Below are 25,551 nucleotides of genomic sequence, written 5' to 3' on the forward strand. Positions count from 1 at the left end.
TTGGAACTCCCTACGACCTCAAGCTATCGTTGGGCTACCCAATGAAAATGTACGGATGGACGGGGAGGTCCTTGTGCTGCGCATACGCCATGAGGTCGGTAAAGGGCCCACCGCGCTGGTCGCGGAGGAGGCCGACCGACCCGAGCCGGGAGCCGGGGAGGTGCTGATCCGGACCCGGGCGGTCGGGGTGACGCTGCCCTCCGTGCGCAAGGTCCGGGACGCCGGGAAACCGATCTCGCTCGCCGGTGAAGTCGCCGGGGAGATCACCGCCCTCGGTGAGGGGGTCACCGCCTTCGGCGTCGGAGACCGCGTCACCGGGTTGTGCTTCACGGACGCCTACGCCGAGTTCGCGGTCCTGAACACCACGATGGCCTCCCGGATCCCGGACCGCGCGAGTGACGTGGAGGCGGTGGCGCTGGTCCGCAGCGGGATGGTGGCGCGCGGCGCCTACGAGGCCGCGCACGTGGAGCCCGGCCAGTCGGTCCTGGTGACAGCGGCGGCGAGTGCGGTGGGCACGCTCGCCCTCCAGTACGCGAAGGCCGCCGGGGCCGGACGCGTAGTGGCCGCTGTCAGCAGTGCCGACAAGGTGGACTTCCTGGGGAACTTGGGCGCCGATGAGGTGGTTCTGTACGGGGACGCCGACTGGGGCGCCCCGTACGACGCCATCCTCGATGGCGTCGGCGGCGACCTGCTCGGCCCCGCCGTACGAGCCCTGGCCGCAGGCGGCCGGCTGGTGGCCTTCAGCTCCGGCGGGGGCACGGTGGAGGCGTACGAACTCCTCGTCCGAGGTGCTTCGGTGATCGGCTTCCAGATGCGTGCCATCGCCGTCGGCAAGCCCGAACTGTACGACCGCTGGCTGCGCGAACTCTGGCAGCTGCACGAGTCGGGCACCCTGCGCACCGCAGTGCACGAGGAGATCCCCCTCGCCGAAGCGGCCCGAGCCCACGCCCTCATCGAGCAGCGCCGCAACCTCGGCAAGGTCGTCCTTGTGCCCCCGCTGCGATGGCCGCCGCGTTCATCCGCCTGAGGGGACATCCGGCTCTTCGGCCCCGAAGCGGTGCCCTGTTGCGCGATGGTGCAGCGGACCTACGAGAGGGGTTCATGGTGGAGCGTTCGCTCGCGCCGCACGAGGCGGCCATCACCGCTGCCGGTGTGCGGCTTGTCCTGTCCTGCGACGTGACGGGCGATCTGGACGACCCGGTCCTCGCGCAGGCACTGACCCACCTGCAAACCAGTACGCCGCTGCTCACCGGAAAGATCACCCAGGGGCCGGGGAACCAGCCGTTGGTCCTCATCGCGGACGCGGCCGCAGGGCCGGTTCTCGGGCGCGGCACCGGTTTCGACGAGGAGATCAACGCCCCTCTCGCCTGGGAATGCGCTTCCGCGTCACCGGGATCGATCTCGGCGGCGACCGGTGCGAGGGGCTGGTGCGGCGCGCGAGGGAGGCCTCGCTGTCGGTCGATTCCCTGTTCTCGGGCGTCCTGTTGACCAGCCTGCGCACCCTGCTGCCGACTCAGGACGGCCCGGCGCGGCTGCTGTGCACCACGGCGGTCGACATGCGCCGCCGGCTCACCCCGCCCCTGCCGGCCGAGGTCCTGCAGTCCGCTGCGGCCACCACGTCCCTTCGCCTGTAGGTCACTTGCGTGAAGCTGTGGCGACACCGAAGACGTTGACGCCCTTGAGCCCGATCGGCCGACCATGGTCCACGCAGTTCCTGTACGGTCGTTCCGGAACCGGGCCGTTCGGGCTTGCCTCGCGCCACCGCACGCCGGCGCGTGCCCGGTGCACTGCCCTGCCGATCGCCTGTCGATGGGTTTCGCCTCCTGCGAAGTCGTCTGCCCCGCCCGGCCCTTCGCTCCCCCGGAACGGCTGGATCGGATGAAGTCCAGTCATGGGCGGGCGCCGTGGGTACCGGGTCGTGACACGCACCCCAACCGAGACGTGAGTAAGGAACCGCATGGCACGCGAGCATGATCCTTCCAGCCACATACCGTCGCGGCCGGACGCATCCGCAGGCGTCTCCGGGGCAGTTGACCCGTCCGCGAGTTCACCGGTGTCTGTCCGCCGGGCGGTTCCGATGCGAGGAACGGCCGGAGACCCCGGCGACGCCCTGATGCCGGGCGGATCACGCAACGGCAAGGACACCTCCTCCCCTGCGGCCGGCCCGGACGCGGGCGCGCGCAGCCCTTCGAGCGAGAACGAGGAGAGCGAGGGCTCCGGCCACGAGGCTCCCGAGGCCGCGGGCAGCCAGAAGGGGACCGGGGATCAGGCGGGTGGCGAGGGCGCCGCCGGTGCCTCTTCGGCCGTCGGTGCCGCGCGGGCCGGCGGCACTCCGGAGCCGGCGGCGGAGGATCCCTCCGAAGCCACGTCGACCACCTCCGCGCAGGCCGGGGCCACTTCGGCGACGTCGGCATCGTCCGCGTCCCCTGAACCGGACCCGGGCCCTGACCCGGCCGCAGCGCCCGCCACCACCCGCACCGTCGGGGGGACCCCGCCCGCCGCCGCTGCGGCAGCGGCGGGAGACAGCGGCGGCGGCGCGGGTACGCACGCGGACGACGTACCGCCCAACGGCCGTCTGAAGAAGCCGATGCTGGCCGCGGCGGCGATCGCCGGTGCGGTACTGATCTCGGTGCCGTTGCTCGTGGCGGGCCAGGACGACCGCAAGCCCGAGAAGGAGCAGACACAGAACGCGGCGGGCACGGTTCTGAACAGCGAACGCTCTGCGTCCCCGGAGACCTACACCAGCGAGTCACCGAAGCCCTCCGTGACGCCGAGTGAGAAGAAGAAGGAGAAGGAGAAGGAGACGGTGAGGCCGTCCACCACACCGACCCTCAAGGCGGCGATCGCCCCGCCACCGCCGCCGAAGGCGCCCGCGACCCGGCCCACGGCCACTGTGACGGCGAAAGCACCGCCGGGGACGGCCGCCAGCGCTTTGAACAGCCTCGCGAAGAACGACCCCCGCGGGCGACACATCTGCTACCGGGCCTTCGTGGCAGGAAACGGCTGGCAGCAGCCGGTGTGCGACGGGACCATCACCGGCACGACGGACCAGGGCAAGAAGATCACGGCCCTCAACATCGCGGTGTGGAACGTCCAAGGCTCCTCCGCCAACGCCTTGCTGCACGACCCGGGTTCGACGGGCGGCAATTCCAAATGGGCCCCGAACTGGACGGCCGTCGTCGCGGACGGCAAGAACAACTACATCGGCAGCTCGAAGAAGGGCGCCCCGTTCCTGACGGGCTTCGCCATGAACATCGGCAACGGCTCCGTCTGCCACACGGCCAAGATGGGCGGTGGTGGCTGGGGCCCACAGGTCTGCAAGAACAAGCGCCCCGAGTACATGTTCGTCGGCACCACCGCAAACGACCACTGGTTCGAGGCCGTGAGGCTCACGGTCTGACCCACCGGGCTGACACTTCGACCCACGAACGAAACCCCTGAACTGCACCGGGGACCCTGCGGCATCCGCTGGTGGCACGGCTCGTCTCCAGCAGCAGGATTCAGCACTCCCGGGTAACTCCGTTTGACGGCGGTTGCGTTCGAGGTGCTTGGAGGCTGCCCTGGGGACGCTTCCGCGCGGCTGGTACTGCTTGCGGGGGGTGTCTCTTCTGCGGCCGAGGACGCGGTCGTCGAGGCGATGCTGGAGGGGTGGACACGTCAGCAGCGCGGTAGACGGCGTCTGCGGCCGAAGACGATCGGTGATCGACTCTTCGCGAGTGCTTCACGTGCCGCTGTTGCCACCGTTGGCCTCACTGTTCGGGCGGGGGATGAACTGGAGCATGTTGGCCGGGAGCAAACCACGCTTGCGTGATCCGGAACGTCGGTCGAGTGGCCACGCACCGATGCGGCTTCCTGTGCCATGGGGGACCCGTCGTCGGGAGGGTTGGGTCAGACCCCGGGAACTGTCAGAGGCAATGGGTGCTCCTGCACCGAGTCGGTTGCACGGGCGTCCATGAATGTCTGGGCTCCCGGGTGGCGGGCTTCAATCGTGCAGGAGGTCCTCGAACTCCCAGGAGTGTCCCGGCGCGTGGTCGACGAACAGCATGCAGGCCTGTCGCAGGTGGGGAGCGAGGACAGGGTCCACCATCTCGCACGGCGCGGCACAGACGTAGGTGAAGTCGCCGCCCTTCCAGCGCACCCATACGTCAAAGGTGCCGCGCCCCATGTCCTCCAGATGACCGGCGTGCTCGTCGGAATGCCCTTGGGCCAGTTCGCAGACCAGTGAGTCGGGGAGTCCTGGACTACCCGCCTGCCGATGAGCCTGCGCGATCTCGAACCAGGGCGGACAGACGCGGGAATTGCAGTGAATCACCGTATGGCCTCCGGCTGAGGGGATGTGGGGTCCGGTCCTTGCGGCGCGCGGCAGCGCACGGGTGGGGGTGGGGACTGCGCTCGGGGGCGCCGTACCCGGTTGCGGCGCGGCGTTGTCGGACGGGCCACCCGGCGAGCGTCACCAGCAGTCCGGCCGCCGGGTCGAGCACGGTGAGTACATCGGAGCCCCCGGCCGCCAGCCGCGCCATCGCGTGCTCCTGCTGGGCCGGGTCCTCCGCCCATGCCCGTAGCCCGTCCGGAACGGCGGGGCTCCGGACGCCGGTCGAAGGTCGGGGCTCGGGGGCGCCGAGCCCGTCCGCGAGCCGATGCGCCTGGCGCCGCAGCCACCGGAGCGCGAGCCGGCGGTTCGGCAGGGTGACCCTGCCGAGCGAGATGGCCCTCCCGCCGGTCGTCGCGGTGACCTCCGCCGCGTACAGGACGCCGTTCACGAGGCCCGCTCCCCGGTCGCGAACCGGGCCAACGCCCGCAGCGATTCGGCCACTGCTTCGGTGAACGCCGTCAACGCGGCTTCCTGCGAGCAGTGTTCGGAAATCGCACGGTCCAGCTCCGCGCGGAACAGTGCGCGGGTCTCGGGGTCCGACGTGATGCGGTCCAACTCGGAGTGCAGGTCGTGCGTCGGGGCTCTCACAGCACTTCACCCCGGCTCCGTGCGTTGCACCGCGCGTTCTGGGCTCGGAGGCGCTCTATGGGGTCCGCAGGGCGTACGTGTCTGGGCTCGGCTTCCCATTCCTGTCCGCCGCAGACCGGCCGCAGCGACCAGTACGGGCCGGCGAGGCCCCGGAACACGCCCACTTGATTGCCTCGGCCTATGTCCACCATGAGCGTGCCGGGTTCGGGAACGTGGGCCGGTTCCTGCCCGTCTGGGGGAACGATTTGCGCACTCATCGCCGCTCCTCTCCGTAGCGCTTCCGCTACTCAGGGCGTCCAGGGTGACCTACAGTTGGAGTGTCCTCAACTTGACTGTTTTGCTTGATGAGTTAGGAACTCACATGGTCAATCGGAAGGCATTGGACCCCGACACTTCTCCGGCGCAGGCGTTTGGTCAGCGCTTACGGCAAGCAAGGGACGAGCGCGGGTGGACGCAGGAAGAACTGGCCGTACGCATGGGTCTGACCGGATCGCACATTTCCGCCGTCGAAACTGGCCGCCGCCCACCAACTATCCGCTTCGCGCGTAGTGCGGACAGAGCACTCGGCACCGGAGACAAGTTCGAGCGGATGACTCGCGCACTCAAGAACACTTCGCTGCTGGAGGGATTCCCGGACTTCGTCACCCAGGAGGTGCGGGCCGCAGAGATCCGGCTGTTCGAGCTCGGGATCGTTCCGGGTCTTCTCCAGACTCCGGAGTACGCGGCAGCGATCGCTACGGGAGCTGTGCGGCGTGGAGCCATCACGGAGCAGCAGGCGGAGGAGCGGCTGACGCTCCTCGCGAAGAGGCAGGCGTCCCTGGAGCGGACGCCCCCACCGCTTGTGTACGTCGTCCTCGACGAGAGCTGTATTCGGCGGGTGGTGGGCGGACCCCGCGTCATGGCGGACCAACTTGACCGGCTTATCGCGTTCGCGGAGCTGCCGTCCACTGTCGTGCAAGTCGCTCCGTTCGACCTGGGTGAGCGGCGGGCGTTCGATCTTCCAGTAACGCTGCTCACCCTGCCTGACCGATCCCACATGGCGTACGCGGAGTCTGCTCAGCAAGGTCAGCTGGAGCGCGATATGCGGTTCGTGCAGCCCTTGTTGACGGCCTACCATCAGCTACAGGCCGAAGCGCCGTCCCAAGCGGCATCAGTGGCCATGATCCAGAAGGTAAGAAAGGGCACCCCGTGACGACAGAATCCCCCCGCTGGTTCAAGTCCTCCTACAGCAGCAACGGTGGCCAGTGCGTCGAGGTCGCGGCCAACCTTGCCGTCTCGCGCGGCGTTGTCCCCGTCCGTGACTCCAAGGATCTGCGCGGCCCGGTCCTAGACGTTCCCGCCCACGCGTTCACCTCCTTCGTGGCGGGCGTCAAGGCCGGAGACTTCGGGACCGTCTGAGCAGGCCATCCGGCGCCGCCCCATCGTGTCCCGCGCGGCGGGGCGGCGCTGTGACCAGCCGGGTTGCCAGCGGCCCCGCACCGGCCGTGGCCGGTAGACCGTGACCCGGCGGTCGTGTTCGCTGACCTCGGAGCAGCGGATGAAGCGCTCCTTGAGGACGCGCCATTTGGTACGGTCGCGATCCGTGTGGGCGGACGGTGTGCCGTCGTCGCTGACGACCAGGATGCGGTCCACCGTCAGCATCGCTGCCGCTATCTGCGCCGGGGTGCCCTCCGCGCCGTTCATGGTGCTGGATTCCAGTGGGCCCCGGACCAGTGCCAGATCCCTGAGCCCGGTGAACGCCGTGGGCGAGACGAGGGCGGTGTCACGGCGTGCCGCAGGGATGTACAGCACCCCGTCGCCCGCCTCGCGAACCGTGGCGACATCTTCGGCCGTGGCGAGTACGTCGTCGATCCGGCCGGCCGGGGCGCGCAGTGACAGCTGGACGGGGAGCAGTCCGAGGAAGGCGAGGGCCATGACCGCGACGATCAGCCGACGCGGCGGTGTGCGCAGGCGGAGCGCGAGGCCCCGGCACGCCGCGCCGATGAGCAGGGCGAGCCCGAGGTAGCTGAACAGGACATAGCGGGTGAGGTAGACCGGTTGAGCCAGCGAGGCTGCCAGCAGGAGGAGTTGGGGCACGGCGAGCAGAGGTGCGGCCACCGTCGTGAGCGCGGCCCGGTCGCGGCGGGGCACGCCGAGGGCCTTCCCCGGCCGGGCGAGCCAGGCGCAGAGGGCGCCCGCGAGGAGGGCCAGTAGGAGGCCCAGCAGGGTGCTCGGGCGGACCGGGGGTATCCACGCGACCTGCCCCGTCTGGGACTTGCTCGCCGCGATGAGGGGGAGCGTGCCGAGCACGGCGGCGCAGGAGGCGGCTCCCCAGCGCAGGACGGTCGCGCGGGGCGCGCGGGTCAGGGCGAGTGTCACGGCGTGCGCGGGCAGCAGCAGGAGCGAGAACCAGTTGAGCAGCCCGGCCAGTAGCACAGTCGTGCCGTACGCCGCCCAGAGTCCCGCCCCACGCCTGCCGTCGGTCGCACCAGTCGCACCGGAGGCACCGGTCGCACCCGACGCACCGGCCGCACCATTCGCGTCGGTCACGTCGATCGCCTCGACCAGCAGCAGGCAGGCCAGTGCCGCACAGGCTGTGACCAGGGCGTACGAGCGTCCCTCCTGCGCGTACTGCTGCACCGCGGGGATCAAGGAGAACGCCAGGCCCGTAGCCAGTCCCGTGTACGGGTCGGCCAGCCGGGCGGCCAGGAGGGTGATCACGGCGGCGGCGCCCGCCATGGCCAGGACGGAGGGCAGCCGCAGGGCGAGGAGGCTGTCCCCGAAGACGGCGAAGATGCCGTGCGCGAACAGGTAGTAGAGGCCGTGGACGACCTCGGCCGTGTCCAGCAGGTGCCACATCTCCGGGATGCTCCGGTGCGCCACCTGCCACGTCGCCGCTTCGTCACGCCACATGCTGTCCCCGCGGGTGATCCCCCACAGCCCGAGTAAGAGGCTGAAGGCCGCCGGACCGGCCGCGAGTGTCGTTCTAGGCATGGCGAAGCTCCGGCTCGGCGCGTAGGGGAGGCGAGCGGAGCCCCTGAAAGCCGTCGGGGGGCTCCGAATACCTTCAGCACGCTAAGCGGCGCCGGTGGTCCGGGTCGTCACCTGCGCCGACGAGCCAGGGGGCCGTCGCAGGAGCTACGTGAGGTGCGGACCGGGTCCGTCGCAGGTGCTACGCCGGGACCCGCGTCGGCCGTACGACCTACTCCTTCGTGACGGGAGCCGTGCCGCCGTCCTCGCCATCTCCGCCCGGTTCGTCCGCCGGAAGCTCCGCCGTCACCACGAAGCCGCCCCCCGGACCCGGTCCCGCCTCAAGGGAGCCGCCCGCTGCCGCCAGGCGTTCGGTGAGGCCCTTCAGGCCGGTGCCGCCGATGCCCGGGGTGGGCGCCGCGGCCGTGGTGCGGCCGTCGTCGGTGACCGTCAGGCGGACCCGGTCCGGGGTGCCGTCGATCACGAAGGCGCAGGTGGTGGCGGTGGAGTGGCGCAGGACGTTGGTGACGGCCTCCCGTGTCACCCAGCCCAGCAGCGCCTCGGCCTGTGGCGGGAGCGGGGGGCCGGAGCGGCGGACCGTGGGTTCGATGCCCGCGGCGATCAGCGCGGACCTGGCCCGGTCCAGCTCGGTGGCCAGGCTGCCCTCGCGGTAGCCGGTGACCGCCTCACGGATCTCGGTGAGCGCCTGCCTGCCCACCGACTCGATGTCGGCGACCTGCTGGAGCGCCTGGTCCATGTCGCGCGGTGCGAGCCTGCGCGCGGCCTCCGACTTGACGACGATCACCGAGATCGTGTGGCCCAGCAGATCGTGCAGATCGCGGGAGAAGCGCAGCCGCTCCCTCTCCACAGCGCTGCGGGCCAGTTCCTGCCGGGTGGAGCGCAGCTCCATCACGGTCTCGGACAGGGTGAGCAGCGCGGCCGTCACCGCACCGGAGATGAAGGTGCCGTACGCAAGGGTCCACGGGGTCGACGTGCTGTCCTCGCGCCACACGGAGACCACGCACGCGGTCACGGCGAGCACGAGCAGAGCGCCCGCCAGCCACTGCTTGCGCAGGACGGTCCCGCAGGCCAGGGAGAGCAGCGGGAAGAACAGCAGCCAGCTTCCGCCGTACCCGATCGCGAGCCCCAGCGTGATGGCTGTCAGCGCGGCCAGCATCACGTACGTCACGCGGCTCTCGCGTGCCCTCTTGTCGAAGCCCCGGAACACCACCGAGATGTAGAGGGAGTTGAAGGCGAAGAGGCCGATGCCGCCGACCCAGGGGTTGGGGCTCTCGCCCTGGAACAGATTGGAGAAGGCGCCGAGGCCGAGCAGCAGCCAGGGAAGCAGCACATAGGGTCCGGGAGGCCCCGGACGGCGGTGCTCCCTGCGCCACGCCCGTCGCTCCGCACGCCGCGTGCGCCGCGCCTCGCGCGCTTCCGATTCGCTCCCGAACATGTTCACCGAAGTCCTCCGAGGATGCCCCGGCTTTCAGGTCGGGGAGGAATCGGACTCCTGTGGAGCAGGGCAGGGGTAGTCGAATCGCCGTCAGGGCGATTCGGCGTTTGCCGCGGCGGCGCGGTAGTCGCCCTCGATGCGGTGGAGGATCTCGGAGTTGAGTGACCGCCGGTTCGTCTTGGCCTGTGCCGTGAGCCAGGCATGGAGGTCGGTGGGCAGTCGGAGCGTGATGCGGGTTTCTTCATGATCCATACCCCAATCCTAGTGGTAAAGTGGTGGCATGACGACACGGCAGCAGGCAGGTGAGGAGTCCGGACATGCCCGGTACACCTACCGCCTCCGCGTGTCGTCGACCGCGCTCGCCGGGCTCGATGCCGAGTGGGCACGCTGCCGTTGGATCTGGAATGAATGCGTGGCCATGTCCCGCAAGGTTCATGGTCTGAACAAGACCGCCACCGAGAAGGTGACGTGCGGTCCGGCGCAGCTCGACAAGATGCTGACCGAGGCCCGTGCCGCCATGGGATGGCTGCGCGAAGGCGCTTCGGTGCCGCAGCAGCAAATCATCCGCGACTTCGCCAAGTCCCGCGCCAAAGCGTTGAAGGACGTCAAAGCCGGGCTGCCGATGCGGCAGCGCGCCGGGATGCCCCGGATCAAGCGCAAGCGCGATGCGCTGCCGTCGATGAACTACACGCGGCGCGGCTTCCGGCTGAAAGACGGCCGCCTGTACCTCGCGGGCGGCATCACGCTGACCGCGGTGTGGTCCCGCGACCTGCCGGCCGACCCGACGTCGGTCCGGGTGTACCGGGACAGCCTCGGCCACTGGTACGCCTCGTTCGTCGTGAAGACGGCCGCCGAGCCGCTGCCCGCGACCGGCACGGTGATCGGTATCGACTGGGGCGTCAAGGAGACCGCGACCACCACCTCGGACGCGCATGACCTACCCCACGCGCAGCACGGCCGCACCGCCGCCGCGAAGCTGGCCCGGCACCAGAAGCAAATGGCGAGGCGGAAGCCCGCACGCGGGAAGGCCGCGTCCAAGGGCTACCGGACGGCGTCCCGCGCGGCGGCCAAGGTCCACAAAAAGGTCGCCAGGCAGCGCCAGGACACCGGCCGCAAGTGGGCCAAGAAGGTCGTGCGCGACTTCGACCAGCTCGCCGTCGAGGACTTCAAGCCGAAGTTCCTCGCGAAGTCCACGATGGCCCGCAAGGCCGCCGACGCCGCGGTCAGCGCGACCAGGACCGCGCTGACCGAGATGGCCCGCAAGCACGGCCGCATCGTGCACCTCGTGCACCCGGCCCACACCACGATGGACTGTGCGCAGTGCGGTGCGAGAACCAAGCACGCACTTCCCCTCTCTGAACGAACGTATGCGTGCACCGCGTGCGGAGCCGTGTCCCCCAGGGACAAGAACTCCGCCCGTGTGATGCTCGTCCGGGCTGGTCTCAACCCGGCTGGTGCTGATGGTGGAAGCCCTCTGGGAGCGCCGCTCCCGGAGGCGGCCTGAGCCAGGAATCCCCCTGCGCCAGCTTGGGGAGGATGTCAATCCTGTCACACGGTCCTCGCGGACCGACGGTACGAGACCACGGCGTACCCACCGAACAGCAGCAGCCAACCGGCGAGTACGCCGATGGTCCCGGCGCCGGGCGCGTGGCCCTCGGTCGCGGCCCAGCCCAGTTCGGCGAACCGGTTGGCGGGGGTGAACCCGCCGATGGAGCTCAGCCAGCCGGGGAGCAGCTCCAGCGGGAACCACAGCCCGCCGACGATCGCGAAGCCCATCAGGCAGGCGACGTTGACGACGCCGGTGCCCTGCGGGGTCAGCCGGTAGCCGTTGCCGATGCCGAGCAGGGTGAAGGGCAGCGCGCCGATCCACAGCAGCAGGACCAGCGCGGCCCACTGCCAGGCCTCCAGTTCGACCCCGTTGACCAGCCCGCCCGCCAGCAGCACCGTCAGGATCGTCGGGAGCACCGTCACCGAGCCGCTGATCGCACGGCCCACGACCGCCTGCGACGGGGAGAGCGGAGTGACCCGCAACTGCTGGAGCCAGCCGAGCGACTTGTCGGACGAGACCCCCGTACCGATCGCCATCGCGGAGCCGAGCGCCCCGTACGCGGCCATGCCGACCATCGAGCCGGTCTTCCAGTCGCCGGCGTCCCCTCCTCCGCCGATGTTGGTGAAGAGCAGGTACATCATCACCGGCATTCCGGAACCGAAGAGCAGGAAGAAGCCGTCGCGCAGGGTCCGGCGGATTTCGAGCAGAATGTACTGGAACATCAGACGGTCTCCTTCTGGCTGTGGCTCAGGTTCCGGTTGTGGCCCTGCGGGCGGGCTGCGGCCGCCGGTGCGGTGAGGGAGAGGAAGGCGGTCTCCAGCGTGGCGGGGGAGACCTGGAGGCTCCGGATCAGGCCGAGCCGGGCCAGCTCCACGACGGTGGCGTCCGAGTCGGCCGTGCGCAGCAGCGCCCGGTCCCCGGTCACCTCGACGGTGGCCACGCCGGGCAGCAGATCGAGGCCCTCGGTGGGCCCGCCCGCCAGGTCGAACGAGACCAGGTGCAGGCCGGCCGCTGCCTTGATGGAGTCGGCGGTGCCGTCCGCGACGATCCTGCCCCGGTCGATGACGACGATCCGGTCGGCGTTCTCGTCGGCCTCCTCCAGGTAGTGGGTGGAGAAGATCACCGTGTTGCCGCGCCTGGCGTAGGCGCGCATGGAGTCCCAGAAGCCGCGCCGGGCCTCCACGTCCAGGGCCGCCGTCGGTTCGTCAAGGACGATGAGTTCCGGGTTGCCGGCCAGTGCGACGGCGAACCGGACGCGCTGGAGCTGGCCGCCGGAGAGCTTGTCGATGCGCCGGTTCGCGTACTCCGCGACGCCCGCCAGGTTCAGCGCCTCACCGATCGGCATCGGGCGCGGGTAGGTGGAGGCGACGAAGGCGATCAGCTCGCGGACGGTCACCCGGGGGATGGGCTGCCCCTCCTGGAGCATCGCGCCGATCAGACCGGCCCGGACCGCCTGGTCCGGGGTGCGGCCCAGCACCTGGACGCTGCCGGAGTCCGGCTCGTCCAGGCCGAGCAGCAGGCTGATGGCGGTGGACTTCCCGGCGCCGTTGCGGCCGAGCAGCGCGACCGTCTCGCCCCGCTCGACGGTCAGCCCGATGCCGTCCACGGCCCGTACGCGCGCCTCGCCCCGGCCGAAGGTCTTGACTGCCCCGGTGAACACCACCGCGGTCCCGTTCCCCGTTGTTGATTTCATGGACATGACGCTACGGAGCCGGGGTGCGGCCCCGGCAGAGGCGCATGTACGGACTCCGTGAGGACAAATGTCATCGAACGGCCGGGCGGGCGTGGCGGGCAGGACGGACAGGGCGGCCAGGACGGACGGGGCGGCCAGGACGGACGGGACGGGACGGCCGCGATGCGACCGGCCGGATCGCTTCGGGACAAGGTGATCTGATGATGCGTCAGCAGTCTTCACAACTGCTGGGCGCTGCGTTATACATAGGGCCACCGGCTAGAACGCGTTCTAGAACGGGCGCGGCCTCCGGTCCCGCACGACCTCGGTGCGGCCGACGGTGCGGAAGGCCGCGCCGAGGTCTTCCCACCATCAAGGAGCAGCTCTCCCATGCCCATTGATGCCGCAGAGGCGGTTGCCGCCGAACCCCGCTCGACCACGATCAGCTGGGACCGCAAGGACGTCCAGCTCTACCACCTGGGCCTCGGGGCGGGTACGGCCCCCGGCCGGCCGGACGACGCCACCGATCCGGACGAGCTGCGTTACACGCTGGAGTCCCGGCTGCACGTCCTGCCGAGCTTCGCCACCGTCGCGGGCGCCGGTCTCGCGATGGCAGGCGGCCTCGCGGCGCCCGGGATCGACGTCGACCTCGCCGCCGTACTGCACGGCGGCCAGTCCGTACGGCTGCACCGGCCGATTCCGGTGCGGGGCAACGCCGTTCAGACCTCGAAGGTTGCCGCCGTGTACGACAAGGGCAAGGCGGCCGTCCTCGTCCTGCGTACCGAGGCCGCCGACGACGACGGCCCGCTGTGGACCAACGACGCACAGATCTTCGTGCGCGGCGAGGGCGGATTCGGCGGCGAGCGCGGCCCCTCGCAGCGGCTCGCCCTCCCGGAACGCGAGCCGGACCGGGTGGTGGAGCGGCCGGTCAGGCCGGACCAGGCGCTGCTCTACCGGCTCTCCGGTGACTGGAACCCGCTGCACGCCGACCCGGAGTTCGCCAAGCTGGCCGGCTTCGAGCGGCCGATCCTGCACGGGCTCTGCACCTACGGGATGACGCTCAAGGCGGTGGCCGACACCCTGCTGGACGGCGAGGTGTCCCGCATCGCCTCGTACAGCACCCGGTTCGCCGGGATCGTCTTCCCCGGCGAGACCCTCCGCATCCGGATGTGGGCCGGTGACGGCCGGGTCCAGGTCCAGGTGACCGCCGCCGAACGCGACGACGCGCCCGTCCTCGCGGACACGCTCGTCGAACACTCCTGAAGCACGAACCCGCACGAACCCGCACTCGCCTTATGTGCCCACACGCACCCTTTATGTACCCGCACGTACCGACCCCGAGGGGAGCCGCACCATGCGCGCAGCCGTACTGCACGAGACCGGCCAGGACAAACTCGAAGTCCTCGACGACGTCGAGGCGGTGGGTTTCGGGCCCGGCAAGGTCAGGCTCCGCATCCGGGCCACCGGGCTGTGTCACTCCGACCTGTCCGCGATGAACGGGGTGCTGCCGCAGCCCGCCCCCTTCGTCCCAGGCCACGAGGGCGCCGGTGAGGTGCTCGACGTCGGTGACGGGGTGACCGGGCTCAGCGCCGGGGACCGGGTACTCGTCTGCTGGCTGCCCGCCTGCGGCGCCTGCGCGTCCTGCAAGCGCGGCCAGACGCACCTGTGCCTGGCCGGATTCATGAACGCGGGCACCCCCAACTTCAAACGGCCCGGCGTTGACGTCTTCGGCTTCGCGGGCACCGGCACCTTCACCGAGGAGGCCGTCGTCGGCGCGGACTGCGCGGTCCCGATCCCCGACGACGTGCCGTTCGAGATCGCCGCCCTGATCGGCTGCGGCGTCACCACCGGACTCGGCGCCGCCATCAACACCGCCCAGGTGGAAGCCGGTTCGTCGGTGGCCGTGATCGGCTGCGGCGGGGTCGGCATCTCCGCGATCCAGGGCGCCAGGGTGCAGGGCGCCGCCCAGATCGTCGCCGTGGACCCGGTGGCCTCCCGGCGCGAGGCCGCGCTGCGGTTCGGCGCGACGGAGGCGGTCTCGCCCGACGAGTTCGGCGACGCCAAGCAGCGGATCACCGCGGGCGAGGGCTTCGACTACGTCTTCGAGGTCGTCGGCAAGTCGGTCACCGCCCGCACCGCGTACGAGAACACCCGGCGCGGCGGCACCCTCTGCGTCGTCGGCGCGGGCGCCATGGACGACAACTTCCAGGTCAACATGTTCGAGCTGTTCTTCGACGAGAAGCGCATCCTGCCCTCCATGTACGGGGGAGGGGACGTGCTCCGGTCGTACGAGCGGGCCATCGCGCTCTGGCGGGCCGGCCGCATCGACCTCGAATCGATGATCACCCACCGGGTGCGGCTCGACGGCATCAACGACGCCCTCGACCAGATGCGGACCGGCGAGTCGCTGCGTACCTGCATCGAGCTCTGACCACCGACGTACCGCCCCCGCCCCCCTCCCGAGAGGACCCCGAGATCCGATGTCACTCCCCCTGGACGGACTGTCCGCGATCGTCACCGGAGCCGGCCGAGGCCTCGGACGCGCCGAAGCGCTGGAACTGGCCCGGCTCGGCGCGGCCGTCGTCGTCAACGACTACGGGCAGCCGGGCCGCGACGGCTCGGGCGAGGCGTCCGCCGCCCCTGCGGAACAGGTGGCACAGGAGATCCGGGCGGCCGGCGGGCGGGCGGTCGCGCACCTCGGTGACGTGTCCGGCCACGAGCAGGCCCGCGCCCTGGTCGAGCTGGCCGTCGAGACGTACGGGCAGCTCGACATCCTGGTCAACAACGCGGGCATCCTGCGCGACCGGATGATCTTCTCGATGAGTGAGGACGAGTGGGACTCGGTGATCCGGGTCCACCTCAAGGGTCACTTCAACACCACGCATTTCGCCGCCGCGCACTGGCGGTCCCGGTCCAAGGCGGCGGGCGGACCGGTCTACGGCCGGATCGTCAACACCTCCTCGGAGGCGTTCCTGGCCGGTTCGGCGGGCCAGCCCAACTACGCGGCGGCCAAGGGCGGCATCGTCGGGCTGACCACCTCCACCGCGCTGGCCCTGGCCAAGTACGGCGTCACCGCCAACGTCATCTGCCCGCGCGCCAGGACCCGGATGACCGAGGACGTCTTCGCGGGCTTCCAGGAACCGCAGGACGGCGGGCTGGACGCGCTCGCCCCCGAGCACGTCTCGCCGCTCGTCGGCTATCTGGCCTCCCCGGCGGCCGCCAAGGTCAACGGACAGCTGCTGGTGGTGCACGGCGGGATGGTCGCGATCGTGGAGCGGCCGAAGGTGGCGGCGAAGTTCGACGCGTCGAAGGAGACGTTCTCCTTCGACGAGCTGGACGAGCTGATCTCGCCGTACTACGCGGACCGCCCGCCGAACGAGACGTTCGCGGCGGCGGAGGTGCTCGGCCTGAAACGCGGCTGACCGGTTGGCCGCGGGGGCTCTCCTGTTTCCCGTGTCCCTCGTTGGTGTTCCGGCGGTCAGGCCGCCCTGCTCTCCCCTTCGGAGGTGCGGCGGTGGCGGCCGAGCGGCTGTGCTGCCGAGTCGTCCGGCGCCACACCCCCTCGGTGCTTTCCGGAGCCGCCGGCTTCGGCCCGTCCCGCGCCCGCCCCCGGCGGACGCGTCTGGGTCGTGTCGGTTCGGGCTTCAGACATGTGGGAAGTCACCCCGTTGTGATCGCTTACGTTCTGTCTCCGGGGTCATCACGCCACCGCCACCCGGGAAGCGGTCACCGTCGGCAACCGCGGTGCGCGAATACGTGATCCCCCGGCCCAACTTTAGACCGGTGGGTCTAGCCAGTGCTGGTGCGCCCCACGAGTGGCGCCTGCCCCAGAGGAACCGGCCTACACACAGAAGGAGGCGCCACGGCCCCGGACGGTTGCATACCGTTTTCCGGATATCCGGCAGGGGACCGTACCGCAGCAGGTTCCTCGTCGGCCGGTGCCGTCAGGAGCGCCACCGCGCAGGCCGTCTCCGCGTTGGCGTACGGAAGGGCGAGTACGCCCTCACAGGACCAGACACCGCTGCCCGCCAGCCAGCCCTCCGGCACCGGGAGCTGGTGCAGCCGACGGCCGGCCGGCCGCCAGACCCCCAGCCAGCTGCCCGTCGCCCCGTCGATCCGCAGGGCGACCGCGCAGCTCTCCGGCATCAGCATCTGCCCCGGCTGCACGGCGAACGGCGTCACCGCGGCGTCGGGCAGCCGCAGGCACTCCGGGAAGCGCACCGGCAGACAGCTGCCCAGCACCCCCCAGCCGAGCCGGTCGTGCCCCGGCGCGTCCGAGCGGATCAGCAGGAGACCGCTGTCCGGGTCCGCGAGCAGCAGCCGGTCATCGCTGTCCGGCGCGATCTGGAGCAGCGGTGTCATCTCGGCGCCCCGCCCCAGGTCCACCGCGACCGCCTTCACCGGACCGCCCCCCGCCGGTTCACGGTCCAGGGCCAGCAGCCTGCCCGCCCGGTCCAGCCAGACCCCGCCGGAGCAGCGCCCCGGCAGCTCCGCGATCTGCTCGGGCCCGTTCGGACCGCCCGCCACCAGCCAGAGCCCGGTGGAGTACTCGCCGGTCGACAGGGCGTACGCGCTGAAGCCGTCCGGTGAGGGCGGCAGCAGGGTCAGCTCGTCGCACTCGACCGCGCCCAGCAGCAGTTCACCGGTACCGGGGCCGGTCGGGTAGAGCAGCGAGAGGGTGTGCCCGTCCGCGACCCGGCGCCGGAGGAGCACCCGCCCGTCGGCCAGCGGCAGCACCTGGGAGCCGGCGTCCTCCGGCTGGTTGAGGGGGAGTGGCACGGCGTACGGCTCGGGGCCGTCCAGCGTCCAGCGCTCCGGGAACCAGGCCGTGTCGCCGCTTTCCGGGACCTCGCTTCCGGGGGCGGGGCGAGCGGCCGTGAGCCGCGCCGCGTACGCGCCGTTCGCCGTGATGGTGAACGCGGGTGTCGGCAGGACCGTTTCAGCAGTCGGCCGCTCCGGCACGACTTGCGGGCAGGCCGCCTCCGTCGCCGCGTCCGCCGCAGCGCTCAGGGCACCGTTCGGTGCCGCCTCCGCCGCGGCACCCTCCGCACCGTTCAGTGCCGCGTCCGCCGCCGGATCCGGGGGCTCCGCGGCCCCGTTCGGTTCGTCGGACCCTGGTTCCACCGTCTCCACCGTCTTCGTCGATTCGCCGGTTTCGACCGCCGCCGCGGTCCCGTCCTCGATGGCACAGGCAGTCATCGACTCGTCACCTCCGGCCACCGAAGCTAGTTTTCGCACTTCCTGCCGAACAACACGAGACCTGCCACTTCACACATATGGGTGGCGATGCCCGTATTCACCTGAGAGGGAGGGAGTAAATGTGCTGCACGGTCACGGCGTGCCTAGGGTCAGGCAGCCCTAAGTCTTGTCTGTGTAACCCGCAACTGGAGCAAGTCATGTCCCTCCGACGCCGCGGCACCGTCGCTGTCGGTCTGGTCGTATCGCCGCCCTGTCCCTCTGGGCCTACGGAAGCGACGACGGCGCGTCGGGCGGCTCCGGCAAGTCCGAGGCCGGTGGCGAGAAGAAGGCGGCGGTCGCGACGGGCGGCAAGGACTTCGGGGACGCGGCGAAGAAGACGGCGGAGTACGGGACCGACGCCCCGGCGGGCACGTTCCCCCGCACCCTCACCCACGCCATGGGCAAGACCGAGCTGAAGGCCGTCCCGAAGCGCGTCGTCGTGCTCGACGTCGGCGAGTTCGACAACGTGGTCTCGCTGGGCGTGAAGCCGGTCGGCTACGCCCCCTCCGAGGGCGACGCGGCCACTCCCTCGTACCTGAAGAAGAACGCGGGCAACCCGAAGAACGTTGGCACGATCAACAACCTCAACCTTGAGGCGATCGCGGGTCTCAAGCCCGACCTGATCCTCGGCAGCCAGTTGTGCGCGGCCGACAAGTACGACGAGCTGTCCAAGATCGCGCCGACCGTGTTCTCCATCCGTCCGGGCTTCACCTGGAAGGAGAACTACCTCCTCAACGCCGCGGCGCTGGACAAGACCGCCAAGGCCAAGTCCGAGCTGGGCGCCTACGAGGCCAACGCGAAGAAGCTGGGCGAGGACGTCGGCCCGAAGAAGCCGACCGTCTCGATGGTCCGCTACCTGCCGGACAAGATCCGCCTCTACGCCAAGGCCTCCTTCATCGGCACGATCCTCGACGGCGCCGGCCTGCCGCGGCCCAAGAACCAGCAGATCAACGAGGTGGCCGCGGAGATCAGCCCCGAGAAGATCGACGAGGCCGACGCCGACTGGATCTTCACCGGTGTGTACGGCTCTCCGAAGGCCACCAGGCGCGACACCACCCAGTCCAACCCGCTGTGGAAGAACCTCACCGCGGTCAAGGAGGGCCGGGCCAAGAACGTCTCCGACGAGACCTGGTACCTGGGCCTCGGCGTCACGGCCGCCAACCTGGTCCTCGACGACCTCCGCGCGGACCTGGTGAAGTAACGATTCATGACCGGCCGCCGGTCCGCCCGTACGGGGGGCGGCGGCCATGGACTGCGGGGCACGGCGGACAGGTAGCCTTTCCTCCGTGCCCCGTCTGTCTGAAGTCATCTCCGAGCTCGACGCCCTCTGGCCGCCCGAGCGGGCCGAAGGATGGGACGCGGTCGGCACCGTCTGCGGCGATCCGGACGCCGAGGTCGACCGGGTGCTCTTCGCCGTCGACCCCGTCCAGGACATCGCGGACGAGGCGCTGAAACTCGGCGCCCAGCTGATCGTCACCCACCACCCGCTCTATCTGCGCGGAACGACGACGGTCGCGGCCGGCACCTTCAAGGGCCGGGTCGTGCACACGCTGATCAAGCACGACATCGCGTTGCACGTGGCCCACACCAACGCCGACTCCGCGGATCCCGGGGTCTCCGACGCCCTCGCCGGCGCCCTCGACCTCCGCGTCGAGCGGCCCCTCGTACCGGACCCGACCGACGCCGCGGGCCGTCGCGGTCTCGGCCGGATCTGCACGCTCGGCCGGCCCGAGACCCTCGGTGAGTTCGCCGCCCGCGCCGCCGCCCGGCTGCCCGCCACCGCGCAGGGCATCCGGCTGGCCGGCGACCCGGACGCCCTCGTGCGCACCGTCGCGGTGAGCGGCGGATCCGGCGACAGCCTCTTCGACGCGGTGCGCGCGGCGGGTGTGGACGCCTTCCTCACCGCCGACCTGCGCCACCACCCGGCCTCAGAGGCCGTCCAGCACTCGTCACTCGGCCTGGTCGATGCCGCACACTGGGCCACCGAATGGCCGTGGTGCGAACAGGCCGCGGCACAGCTCGACGCGATTTCCGACCGCCACGGATGGGACCTGCGGGTCCATGTCTCGAAGCAGGTCACCGACCCCTGGACCACCCACCACTCTTCTGGAGCCCCCAACTGAACGCCGCGCCCGCCGACCAGATCCGACTCCTCGACGTCCAGGCCCTCGACCAGCGCCTCTCCCAGCTCGCGCACAAGCGCGACACCCTTCCCGAGCACGCCGAGATCGATTCGCTCACGACCGACCTCGCCCAACTCCGTGACCTGCTCGTCGCCTCCACGACCGAGGAGAGCGACACCGCCCGCGAGCAGACCAAGGCCGAGCAGGACGTGGACCAGGTGCGCCAGCGCGCCGCCCGCGACCAGCAGCGGATGGACTCCGGCAGCGTCACCTCGTCCAAGGACCTGGAGAGCCTGCAGCGGGAGATCGTCTCGCTGGCCAAGCGCCAGGGCGACCTGGAGGACGTCGTCCTTGAGGTCATGGAGCGCCGGGAGTCCGCCCAGGAGCGGGTCGCGGAGCTGACCGACCGGGTCGCCGCCGTCCAGGCGAAGGTCGATGACGCGACCGCCCGCCGGGACGCCGCGACGGACGAGATCGACGCGGAGACCGCGACGATCATCAAGGAGCGCGAGCTCGTCGCCGCCTCCGTCCCCGCGGACCTGCTCAAGCTGTACGACAAGCTCCGCGCCCAGCAGGGCGGGGTGGGCGCCGCCCGCCTCTACCAGCGCCGCTGCGAGGGCTGCCGCCTGGAGCTCAACATCACCGAGGTCAACGACGTGAAGGCCGCGTCCCCCGACACGGTGCTGCGCTGCGAGAACTGCCACCGCATCCTGGTCCGCACCGCGGACTCGGGTCTGTAGTGACCCCTGCGCGCCAGTTCGTCATCGAGGCCGACGGCGGCTCCCGGGGCAACCCGGGGCCCGCCGGGTACGGCGCGGTCGTCATCGACCCGGTGACGGGGGAGACGCTCGCGGAGGCGGCCGAGTACATCGGCGTCGCGACGAACAACGTCGCGGAGTACAAGGGCCTCATCGCCGGTCTGCGGGCCGCGAAGGCCCTCGTGCCGGACGCCCCGGAGGGCCCGGACGCGCCGGACGGCGGCGGAGTGCGGGTGCACGTCCGGATGGACTCCAAGCTGGTCGTGGAGCAGATGTCGGGCCGCTGGAAGATCAAGCACCCGGACATGAAGCCCCTCGCGGCCGAGGCCGCCCGGATCCTCCCGGCGTCCGCCGTCACCTACGAGTGGATCCCGCGCGAGCGGAACAAGCACGCGGACCGGCTGGCGAACGAGGCGATGGACGCCGGTAAGCGGGGCAGGCAGTGGGAGCCGTCCTCCTCGACGGCCGCCCTCGACACCCCGCGCTCCTCGGCGGCCGCCACCCTGCCGCCGGTCTCCGGTCCGCCGGGCGACGCGGCGGCCGGTGCGGCGAGGGCCAGGGCGGCGCTGAACCGGCCCGCTCCCGCCGCAACGGCCACCCCGCAGACCGGCTGGGGCGCCCCTGACCTGGGCGCGCCCGCAACCTTCGTGCTGCTGCGGCACGGCGAGACCGCGCTCACCCCCGAGAAGCGGTTCTCCGGCAGCGGCGGCACCGACCCCGAGCTCTCCGCCACCGGCCGCGAACAGGCCGCGCACGCGGCCGAGGCGTTCGCCGCCCGAGGCACCGTGCAGGAGATCGTCAGCTCCCCGCTGCGCCGCTGCCGCGAGACAGCCGGAGCGGTGGCGGCCCGGCTGGGCCTTGAGGTCCGGATCGAGGACGGGCTGCGCGAGACGGACTTCGGCGCCTGGGAGGGCCTGACGTTCGGTGAGGTCAAGGAGCGGTACGGCGCCGATCTGGACGCCTGGCTGGCCTCCGCGAAGGCGGCCCCCACCGGCGGCGGCGAGAGCTTCGCCGAGGTCACCCGCCGGGTCGCCGCAACCCGCGACCGACTCGTCAGCCGCTACGCCGGCCGCACGGTCCTCGCGGTCACGCACGTCACGCCCATCAAGACCCTGGTCCGGCTGGCGCTCGGCGCCCCGCCCGAGTCGCTGTTCCGGATGGAGCTCTCGGCGGCGTCCGTGTCGACGGTGGCGTACTACGCGGACGGCAACGCCTCCGTACGGCTGCTGAACGACACGTCCCACCTGCGGTAAGGACCACTAGGGCCTGTCTTCAAATTGCCGTCGTCGCCCGGCAGACGGCAGTTTGAAGACAGGCCCTAGGACCAACCAGGACGGCTTCGGCCTTCCGGACAGCGCTCGGCCCCATCGGCGGGGGGAAGCCGGTGGGGCCGAGGCGGTTCCGGCGGGCTGGGGGATTGCCTGCCGGAACCCGGGTCACCCGGAGTCCGGGTCACGTGTCCCTGAAGGTCTCGTGCCCTGGCTGCCGGGGAGCATGCACGCGAAATCGCGCCAAATGTTCCGCCCTTTTCCCGCCTCCAGCCTCCTGCCCCCGGCCGTTCGCCCGTCAGCCGCGCAGCGCCGACGCCTCCGCGGCGAGCCGCTCCACCCGGGCCCAGTCCCCGGCCGCCACCGCGTCGGCGGGCACCATCCAGCTGCCGCCCACGCAGCCGACGTTCGGCAGGGCGAGGTACGACGGTGCGGAGGCGAGCGAGATGCCGCCGGTCGGGCAGAACCGGGCCTGCGGGAGCGGGGCGGAGAGGGCCTTCAGATAGGCCGTGCCGCCCGCGGCCTCCGCCGGGAAGAACTTCATCTCGGTGACCCCGCGCTCCAGCAGCGCGACCACCTCGGACGTCGTGGAGACGCCCGGCAGGAACGGCACCCCCGACGCCTTCATCGCGTCCAGGAGGGCGTCCGTCCAGCCGGGGCTGACCAGGAACCGGGCGCCCGCGGCCACGGTGTCGGAGACGTTCCGCGCCGAGATCACCGTGCCGGCGCCGACCACCGCGTCCGGCACCTCCGCCGCGATGGCCCTGATCGCGTCCAGGGCGGCGGCGGTCCGCAGCGTCACCTCGATCGCCGGGAGCCCACCCGCGACCAGGGCACGGGCGAGCGGCACCGCGTCGGCGGCGTCCTCCAGGACGACGACGGGCACGACGGGGGCAAGGTCCAGCACGGAGGAGGTCATGCCCTCATCCTGCCGCGAAGACCGCACTCCACGCAACGAGCGTTGCGTATGTTGCAACGAGCCCGGCGAGCCCGGCGAGCCCGGCGAGCCCGACGAGCCCGACGAGCCCACGAGCTCGCCGGGGCGCGGGCCCGCAGGCTCGCGGGTTCACAGACTCAGTGGATCTCCGTCACCACGACATCGAGCTCCCACGCCCGCCCGGCGCGCGCGGGCGCCTCGGCCTCCACCACGTAGCCGAGATCACGCAGGACGCCCACCAGCTCAGCGGGCCCCTTCGGCGCGGCGCCCGACCGGAGGAGATCGCGGACCATCCGGCCCTTCGTGGCCTTGTTGAAGTGGCTGACCACCGACCGCTTCTCCACCCCGTCGACCAGCTGGGAGTGCAGCACCCGCACACTCGCCGTGCGCTCCGCGACCTCGCCCTTCGGTTTCCACGCCGCCGCGTACGCGGACGAGCGCAGATCCAGCACCAGGCCGTCCCAGGCCGCCTCCGGCATGACCTCCGCCATCGGCGTGCGCCAGAACGCCCCGAGCGCGCCGAGCCCCGGCAGCTTCACCCCCATCGAGCAGCGGTACGGGGGAATCCGGTCGCCCACCCGTACCGCGCCCCACAGCCCGGAGAACACCAGCAGCGACTTCCCGGCCCGGCGGCGGGCGGCGGTGTCCAGGGACGCCAGGTCCAGCGCGTCGTACAGCACCCCGGTGTAGATCTCCCCGGCCGGGCGGGTGCCGGCCGTCCGCAGCTCGGCGTTCTTCGCGATCTCGCCGCGCAGGCCCTCGCTCAGCCCCAGCACCACGCGGGCCTTCTCCTCGTCCGCCACGGACAGCTCCACGAGGGCATCCAGCACCGCGGCCCGCGCCTCGGCCAGGCCCGGCAGCGACAGCGACTCCGGCTTCAGAGGTGCTCCCCGCCCCGAGGGGGCCTTTCCTTCGGAGGGCGGCAACAGCACGAGCACGGCGGTTCTCCTTCGTACGAACGGGAAGGGGGACGGCGACCGGCGGTGCGGACCGGTCCACGGCTCCCGGCGGTGTCGCCCGGGTCCGTGAGATCCCCTCGCGCCAGCGTACGGGCAGTCCCGCCCACGCCCTTCCCTCGCCCGGGACGCGACCCTTCGCACGCCCTCCCCGGACCCGTCCCGCACCCTTCCCGAGCCCTCCCTCGCCCGGGATGCCGCCCGCCCCGCCCCGCCCCGTCCTACGCTCGGCTCATGCCCCGCCGCCACCTCCACCTGACCGGCGCAGCCGGCACCCCGCTGCGGACGGCCCTGAGCGGGCTGCGCACCGAACTCGGACTCCCGGACGACTTCCCGCCCGACGTCCACGCCGAAGCGGCCGAGGCCGCTGGAAACCCGGCGGTCGCCGGACACGAGGACGCCACGGAGCTGCCGTTCCTCACCATCGACCCGCCCACCTCCACCGACCTCGACCAGGCGATGCACCTCGAACGCCGCGCCCACGGCTACCGCGTGCACTACGCCATCGCCGACGTCGCCGCCTTCGTCCGCCCCGGCGGCGCGCTCGACGCCGAGGCCCACCGCCGGGTGACGACGTTCTACCTCCCCGACGGCAAGGTGCCGCTGCACCCCACCTCGCTCTCCGAGGGCGCCGCCAGCCTCCTCCCCGGCCGGACCCGGCCCGCCGTCCTCTGGGAGATCGACCTCGACGCCGAGGGTCGCACCGTCGCCACCCGGGTGCGCCGGGCGCTCGTACGCAGCCGCGCCAAGCTCGACTACGCGGGCGTGCAGCGGCGGATCGACGCGGGCACCGCGGAGGAGCCCCTCGCGCTGCTCAGGGACATCGGCACCCTCCGCGAGGAGCAGGAGGTCGCCCGCGGCGGCATCTCCCTCCACGTGCCGGAGCAGGAGATCGTCCAGCGGGACGGCGGCTACGGCCTCGAATACCGCGCCCCGCTGCCCGCCGACGGCTGGAACGCCCAGATCTCCCTGCTCACCGGCACGGCCGCGGCCCACCTGATGGCCGAGACCGGAACCGGCATCCTGCGTACGCTGCCGGTCGCCCCGGACGGCGCCGTCGCCCGCCTCCGCCGCTCGGCCGAGGCCCTGCACATCGACTGGCCGCACCACGTCCCGTACGCGCGGATCGTCCGCTCGCTGGACCCACGCAGGACCGACGCAGGACCGACCACGCAGCCTTCCTCCAGGACTGCACCACCCTGCTGCGCGGCGCCGGATACACCGTCTTCGAACATGGCGACCTGCCCACCCCCGCAGTCCACGCCGCCCTCGCCGACCTCTACACCCACTGCACCGCGCCACTGCGCCGCCTCGTCGACCGGTACGCCGCCGAACTCTGCGTCGCCGCCGCCGGGGACCGCGAGCCGCCCGAATGGGTACTGGCCGCCCTGCCGAAGGAGATGGCGGAGGGGACCCGGCGGGCCAACACGGTGGAACGCGAGTGCGTGGACCTGGTCGAGGCCGCGCTGCTCAAGGACCGGATCGGCGCGGTCTTCGACGGGTACGTGGTGGACGTGAAGGAGCAGGAACCGACCACCGGCACCATCCACATCGACGCCCCGGCCATCATCGGCCGGATCGAGGGCGGCACCACGGCCCTCCCTCTCGGGGAACGGCTGCGGGTACGGCTCACACAGGCGGACCCGGGTACTTCAAAGGTGCTGTTCGCACCCGCCTGAGCGAGC

Annotated in this window: 25 protein-coding genes and 2 pseudogenes; 14 read left to right on the plus strand and 13 right to left on the minus strand. The window is 71.4% G+C overall.

Translation table 11 applies throughout. The features are described 5' to 3' along the window. Positions 1 to 73 precede the first annotated feature (73 nt). From RLT59_RS28020 to RLT59_RS28030, 3 genes are all read left to right on the plus strand, one after another. Entirely contained in the window at positions 74 to 1,027 is a 954-nt protein-coding gene (locus RLT59_RS28020) for a quinone oxidoreductase family protein (protein WP_311307889.1), read from the plus strand. A 346-nt stretch (positions 1,028 to 1,373) separates the two neighbouring features. Continuing rightward, positions 1,374 to 1,634, plus strand: coding sequence for a phthiocerol/phthiodiolone dimycocerosyl transferase family protein (locus tag RLT59_RS28025; protein ID WP_311305949.1), 261 nt, complete (start codon positions 1,374 to 1,376; stop codon positions 1,632 to 1,634). A gap of 443 nt (positions 1,635 to 2,077) precedes the next feature. Then, on the plus strand, positions 2,078 to 3,400 hold the full coding sequence (locus tag RLT59_RS28030; RefSeq protein WP_311305950.1) for a hydrogenase expression protein HypA: 1,323 nt from the start codon (positions 2,078 to 2,080) through the stop codon (positions 3,398 to 3,400). 582 nt (positions 3,401 to 3,982) lie between these two features. Here RLT59_RS28030 and RLT59_RS28035 read toward each other — a convergent pair. The 4 genes from RLT59_RS28035 to RLT59_RS28050 form a co-directional block, all read right to left on the minus strand. Then, entirely contained in the window at positions 3,983 to 4,165 is a 183-nt protein-coding gene (locus RLT59_RS28035; RefSeq protein WP_311305951.1) for a hypothetical protein, read from the minus strand. Between the two features lie 76 nt (positions 4,166 to 4,241). After that, on the minus strand, positions 4,242 to 4,760 hold the full coding sequence (locus tag RLT59_RS28040; protein ID WP_311305952.1) for a hypothetical protein: 519 nt from the start codon (positions 4,758 to 4,760) through the stop codon (positions 4,242 to 4,244). Next, positions 4,757 to 4,960, minus strand: coding sequence for a hypothetical protein (locus RLT59_RS28045; protein WP_311305953.1), 204 nt, complete (start codon positions 4,958 to 4,960; stop codon positions 4,757 to 4,759). Before RLT59_RS28045 ends, RLT59_RS28040 begins: the two co-directional genes overlap by 4 nt. Further along, the gene (locus tag RLT59_RS28050; protein ID WP_311305954.1) at positions 4,957 to 5,217 is read right to left on the minus strand and encodes a hypothetical protein; all 261 of its coding nucleotides are present in this window, start codon (positions 5,215 to 5,217) and stop codon (positions 4,957 to 4,959) included. The genes RLT59_RS28045 and RLT59_RS28050 overlap by 4 nt, the downstream gene beginning before the upstream one ends. Positions 5,218 to 5,321: 104 nt before the next feature. Here RLT59_RS28050 and RLT59_RS28055 point away from each other — a divergent pair, with 104 nt between their 5' ends. Both RLT59_RS28055 and RLT59_RS28060 read left to right on the plus strand, forming a co-directional pair. Beyond that, on the plus strand, positions 5,322 to 6,152 hold the full coding sequence (locus RLT59_RS28055) for a helix-turn-helix domain-containing protein (protein WP_311307890.1): 831 nt from the start codon (positions 5,322 to 5,324) through the stop codon (positions 6,150 to 6,152). Beyond that, positions 6,149 to 6,358, plus strand: a complete 210-nt coding sequence (locus RLT59_RS28060; protein WP_311305955.1) for a DUF397 domain-containing protein — start codon at positions 6,149 to 6,151, stop codon at positions 6,356 to 6,358. The genes RLT59_RS28055 and RLT59_RS28060 overlap by 4 nt, the downstream gene beginning before the upstream one ends. Here the strand turns inward: RLT59_RS28060 and RLT59_RS28065 are convergent. From RLT59_RS28065 to RLT59_RS28075, 3 genes are all read right to left on the minus strand, one after another. After that, on the minus strand, positions 6,287 to 7,933 hold the full coding sequence (locus tag RLT59_RS28065; RefSeq protein WP_311305956.1) for a glycosyltransferase family 39 protein: 1,647 nt from the start codon (positions 7,931 to 7,933) through the stop codon (positions 6,287 to 6,289). The genes RLT59_RS28060 and RLT59_RS28065 overlap by 72 nt on opposite strands. Before the next feature lie 208 nt (positions 7,934 to 8,141). Next, positions 8,142 to 9,365 (minus strand): sensor histidine kinase, encoded by a 1,224-nt coding sequence (locus tag RLT59_RS28070; RefSeq protein WP_311305957.1) that lies wholly within the window; start codon positions 9,363 to 9,365, stop codon positions 8,142 to 8,144. Positions 9,366 to 9,455: 90 nt separating this feature from the next. Next, on the minus strand, positions 9,456 to 9,617 hold the full coding sequence (locus RLT59_RS28075) for an Arc family DNA-binding protein (protein ID WP_311305958.1): 162 nt from the start codon (positions 9,615 to 9,617) through the stop codon (positions 9,456 to 9,458). 28 nt (positions 9,618 to 9,645) lie between these two features. On the opposite strand from RLT59_RS28075, the gene RLT59_RS28080 reads away from it, so the two are divergent. Further along, positions 9,646 to 10,869: an RNA-guided endonuclease InsQ/TnpB family protein gene (locus tag RLT59_RS28080; protein WP_311305959.1), complete on the plus strand. Its 1,224-nt coding sequence runs from the start codon at positions 9,646 to 9,648 to the stop codon at positions 10,867 to 10,869. A 44-nt stretch (positions 10,870 to 10,913) separates the two neighbouring features. Here the strand turns inward: RLT59_RS28080 and RLT59_RS28085 are convergent, their stop codons facing one another. Together RLT59_RS28085 and RLT59_RS28090 are read right to left on the minus strand one after the other, a co-directional pair. Further along, positions 10,914 to 11,636: an ABC transporter permease gene (locus RLT59_RS28085; protein WP_311305960.1), complete on the minus strand. Its 723-nt coding sequence runs from the start codon at positions 11,634 to 11,636 to the stop codon at positions 10,914 to 10,916. Beyond that, complete coding sequence (locus RLT59_RS28090) at positions 11,636 to 12,607, minus strand: ABC transporter ATP-binding protein (protein ID WP_311305961.1); 972 nt, start codon at positions 12,605 to 12,607, stop codon at positions 11,636 to 11,638. Before RLT59_RS28090 ends, RLT59_RS28085 begins: the two co-directional genes overlap by 1 nt. Before the next feature lie 369 nt (positions 12,608 to 12,976). Here RLT59_RS28090 and RLT59_RS28095 point away from each other — a divergent pair, with 369 nt between their 5' ends. The 3 genes from RLT59_RS28095 to RLT59_RS28105 all read left to right on the plus strand — a co-directional run bounded on the left by RLT59_RS28095 (position 12,977) and on the right by RLT59_RS28105 (position 16,008). Next, on the plus strand, positions 12,977 to 13,849 hold the full coding sequence (locus RLT59_RS28095; protein WP_311305962.1) for an enoyl-CoA hydratase ChsH3: 873 nt from the start codon (positions 12,977 to 12,979) through the stop codon (positions 13,847 to 13,849). A gap of 91 nt (positions 13,850 to 13,940) precedes the next feature. Beyond that, the gene (locus RLT59_RS28100; RefSeq protein WP_311305963.1) at positions 13,941 to 15,017 is read left to right on the plus strand and encodes a Zn-dependent alcohol dehydrogenase; all 1,077 of its coding nucleotides are present in this window, start codon (positions 13,941 to 13,943) and stop codon (positions 15,015 to 15,017) included. 49 nt (positions 15,018 to 15,066) lie between these two features. After that, positions 15,067 to 16,008 (plus strand): 3-oxoacyl-ACP reductase, encoded by a 942-nt coding sequence (locus RLT59_RS28105; RefSeq protein ID WP_311305964.1) that lies wholly within the window; start codon positions 15,067 to 15,069, stop codon positions 16,006 to 16,008. Between the two features lie 56 nt (positions 16,009 to 16,064). Here RLT59_RS28105 and RLT59_RS28110 read toward each other — a convergent pair whose 3' ends face one another. Both RLT59_RS28110 and RLT59_RS28115 read right to left on the minus strand, forming a co-directional pair. Then, entirely contained in the window at positions 16,065 to 16,238 is a 174-nt protein-coding gene (locus tag RLT59_RS28110; protein ID WP_311305965.1) for a hypothetical protein, read from the minus strand. A 137-nt stretch (positions 16,239 to 16,375) separates the two neighbouring features. Next, positions 16,376 to 17,785 (minus strand): hypothetical protein, encoded by a 1,410-nt coding sequence (locus RLT59_RS28115; RefSeq protein ID WP_311305966.1) that lies wholly within the window; start codon positions 17,783 to 17,785, stop codon positions 16,376 to 16,378. 197 nt (positions 17,786 to 17,982) lie between these two features. On the opposite strand from RLT59_RS28115, the pseudogene RLT59_RS28120 reads away from it, so the two are divergent. The 4 genes and pseudogenes from RLT59_RS28120 to RLT59_RS28135 all read left to right on the plus strand — a co-directional run bounded on the left by RLT59_RS28120 (position 17,983) and on the right by RLT59_RS28135 (position 21,958). Continuing rightward, a pseudogene (locus RLT59_RS28120) lies at positions 17,983 to 19,025 on the plus strand (ABC transporter substrate-binding protein). Positions 19,026 to 19,110: 85 nt separating this feature from the next. After that, positions 19,111 to 19,947, plus strand: coding sequence for a Nif3-like dinuclear metal center hexameric protein (locus RLT59_RS28125; RefSeq protein WP_311305967.1), 837 nt, complete (start codon positions 19,111 to 19,113; stop codon positions 19,945 to 19,947). Next, the gene (locus RLT59_RS28130; RefSeq protein ID WP_311307891.1) at positions 19,944 to 20,687 is read left to right on the plus strand and encodes a zinc ribbon domain-containing protein; all 744 of its coding nucleotides are present in this window, start codon (positions 19,944 to 19,946) and stop codon (positions 20,685 to 20,687) included. The genes RLT59_RS28125 and RLT59_RS28130 overlap by 4 nt, the downstream gene beginning before the upstream one ends. Next, the gene (locus tag RLT59_RS28135; RefSeq protein ID WP_311305968.1) at positions 20,687 to 21,958 is read left to right on the plus strand and encodes a bifunctional RNase H/acid phosphatase; all 1,272 of its coding nucleotides are present in this window, start codon (positions 20,687 to 20,689) and stop codon (positions 21,956 to 21,958) included. Before RLT59_RS28130 ends, RLT59_RS28135 begins: the two co-directional genes overlap by 1 nt. A gap of 313 nt (positions 21,959 to 22,271) precedes the next feature. Here RLT59_RS28135 and eda read toward each other — a convergent pair whose 3' ends face one another. Continuing rightward, positions 22,272 to 22,892 carry a bifunctional 4-hydroxy-2-oxoglutarate aldolase/2-dehydro-3-deoxy-phosphogluconate aldolase gene (gene eda, locus RLT59_RS28140; RefSeq protein WP_311305969.1) on the minus strand — a complete coding sequence of 207 codons (621 nt, stop codon included), beginning with the start codon at positions 22,890 to 22,892 and terminating at the stop codon, positions 22,272 to 22,274. Positions 22,893 to 23,047: 155 nt separating this feature from the next. Then, positions 23,048 to 23,848, minus strand: a complete 801-nt coding sequence (gene yaaA / locus RLT59_RS28145) for a peroxide stress protein YaaA (protein ID WP_311305970.1) — start codon at positions 23,846 to 23,848, stop codon at positions 23,048 to 23,050. Between the two features lie 273 nt (positions 23,849 to 24,121). Between yaaA and RLT59_RS28150 the strand changes: the two are divergent. Then, positions 24,122 to 25,545 (plus strand): annotated as a pseudogene (locus tag RLT59_RS28150) (RNB domain-containing ribonuclease). Positions 25,546 to 25,551: the final 6 nt, after the last annotated feature.

It is taken from the genome of Streptomyces sp. ITFR-6 (assembly GCF_031844725.1).
Lineage (GTDB): Bacteria > Actinomycetota > Actinomycetes > Streptomycetales > Streptomycetaceae > Streptomyces.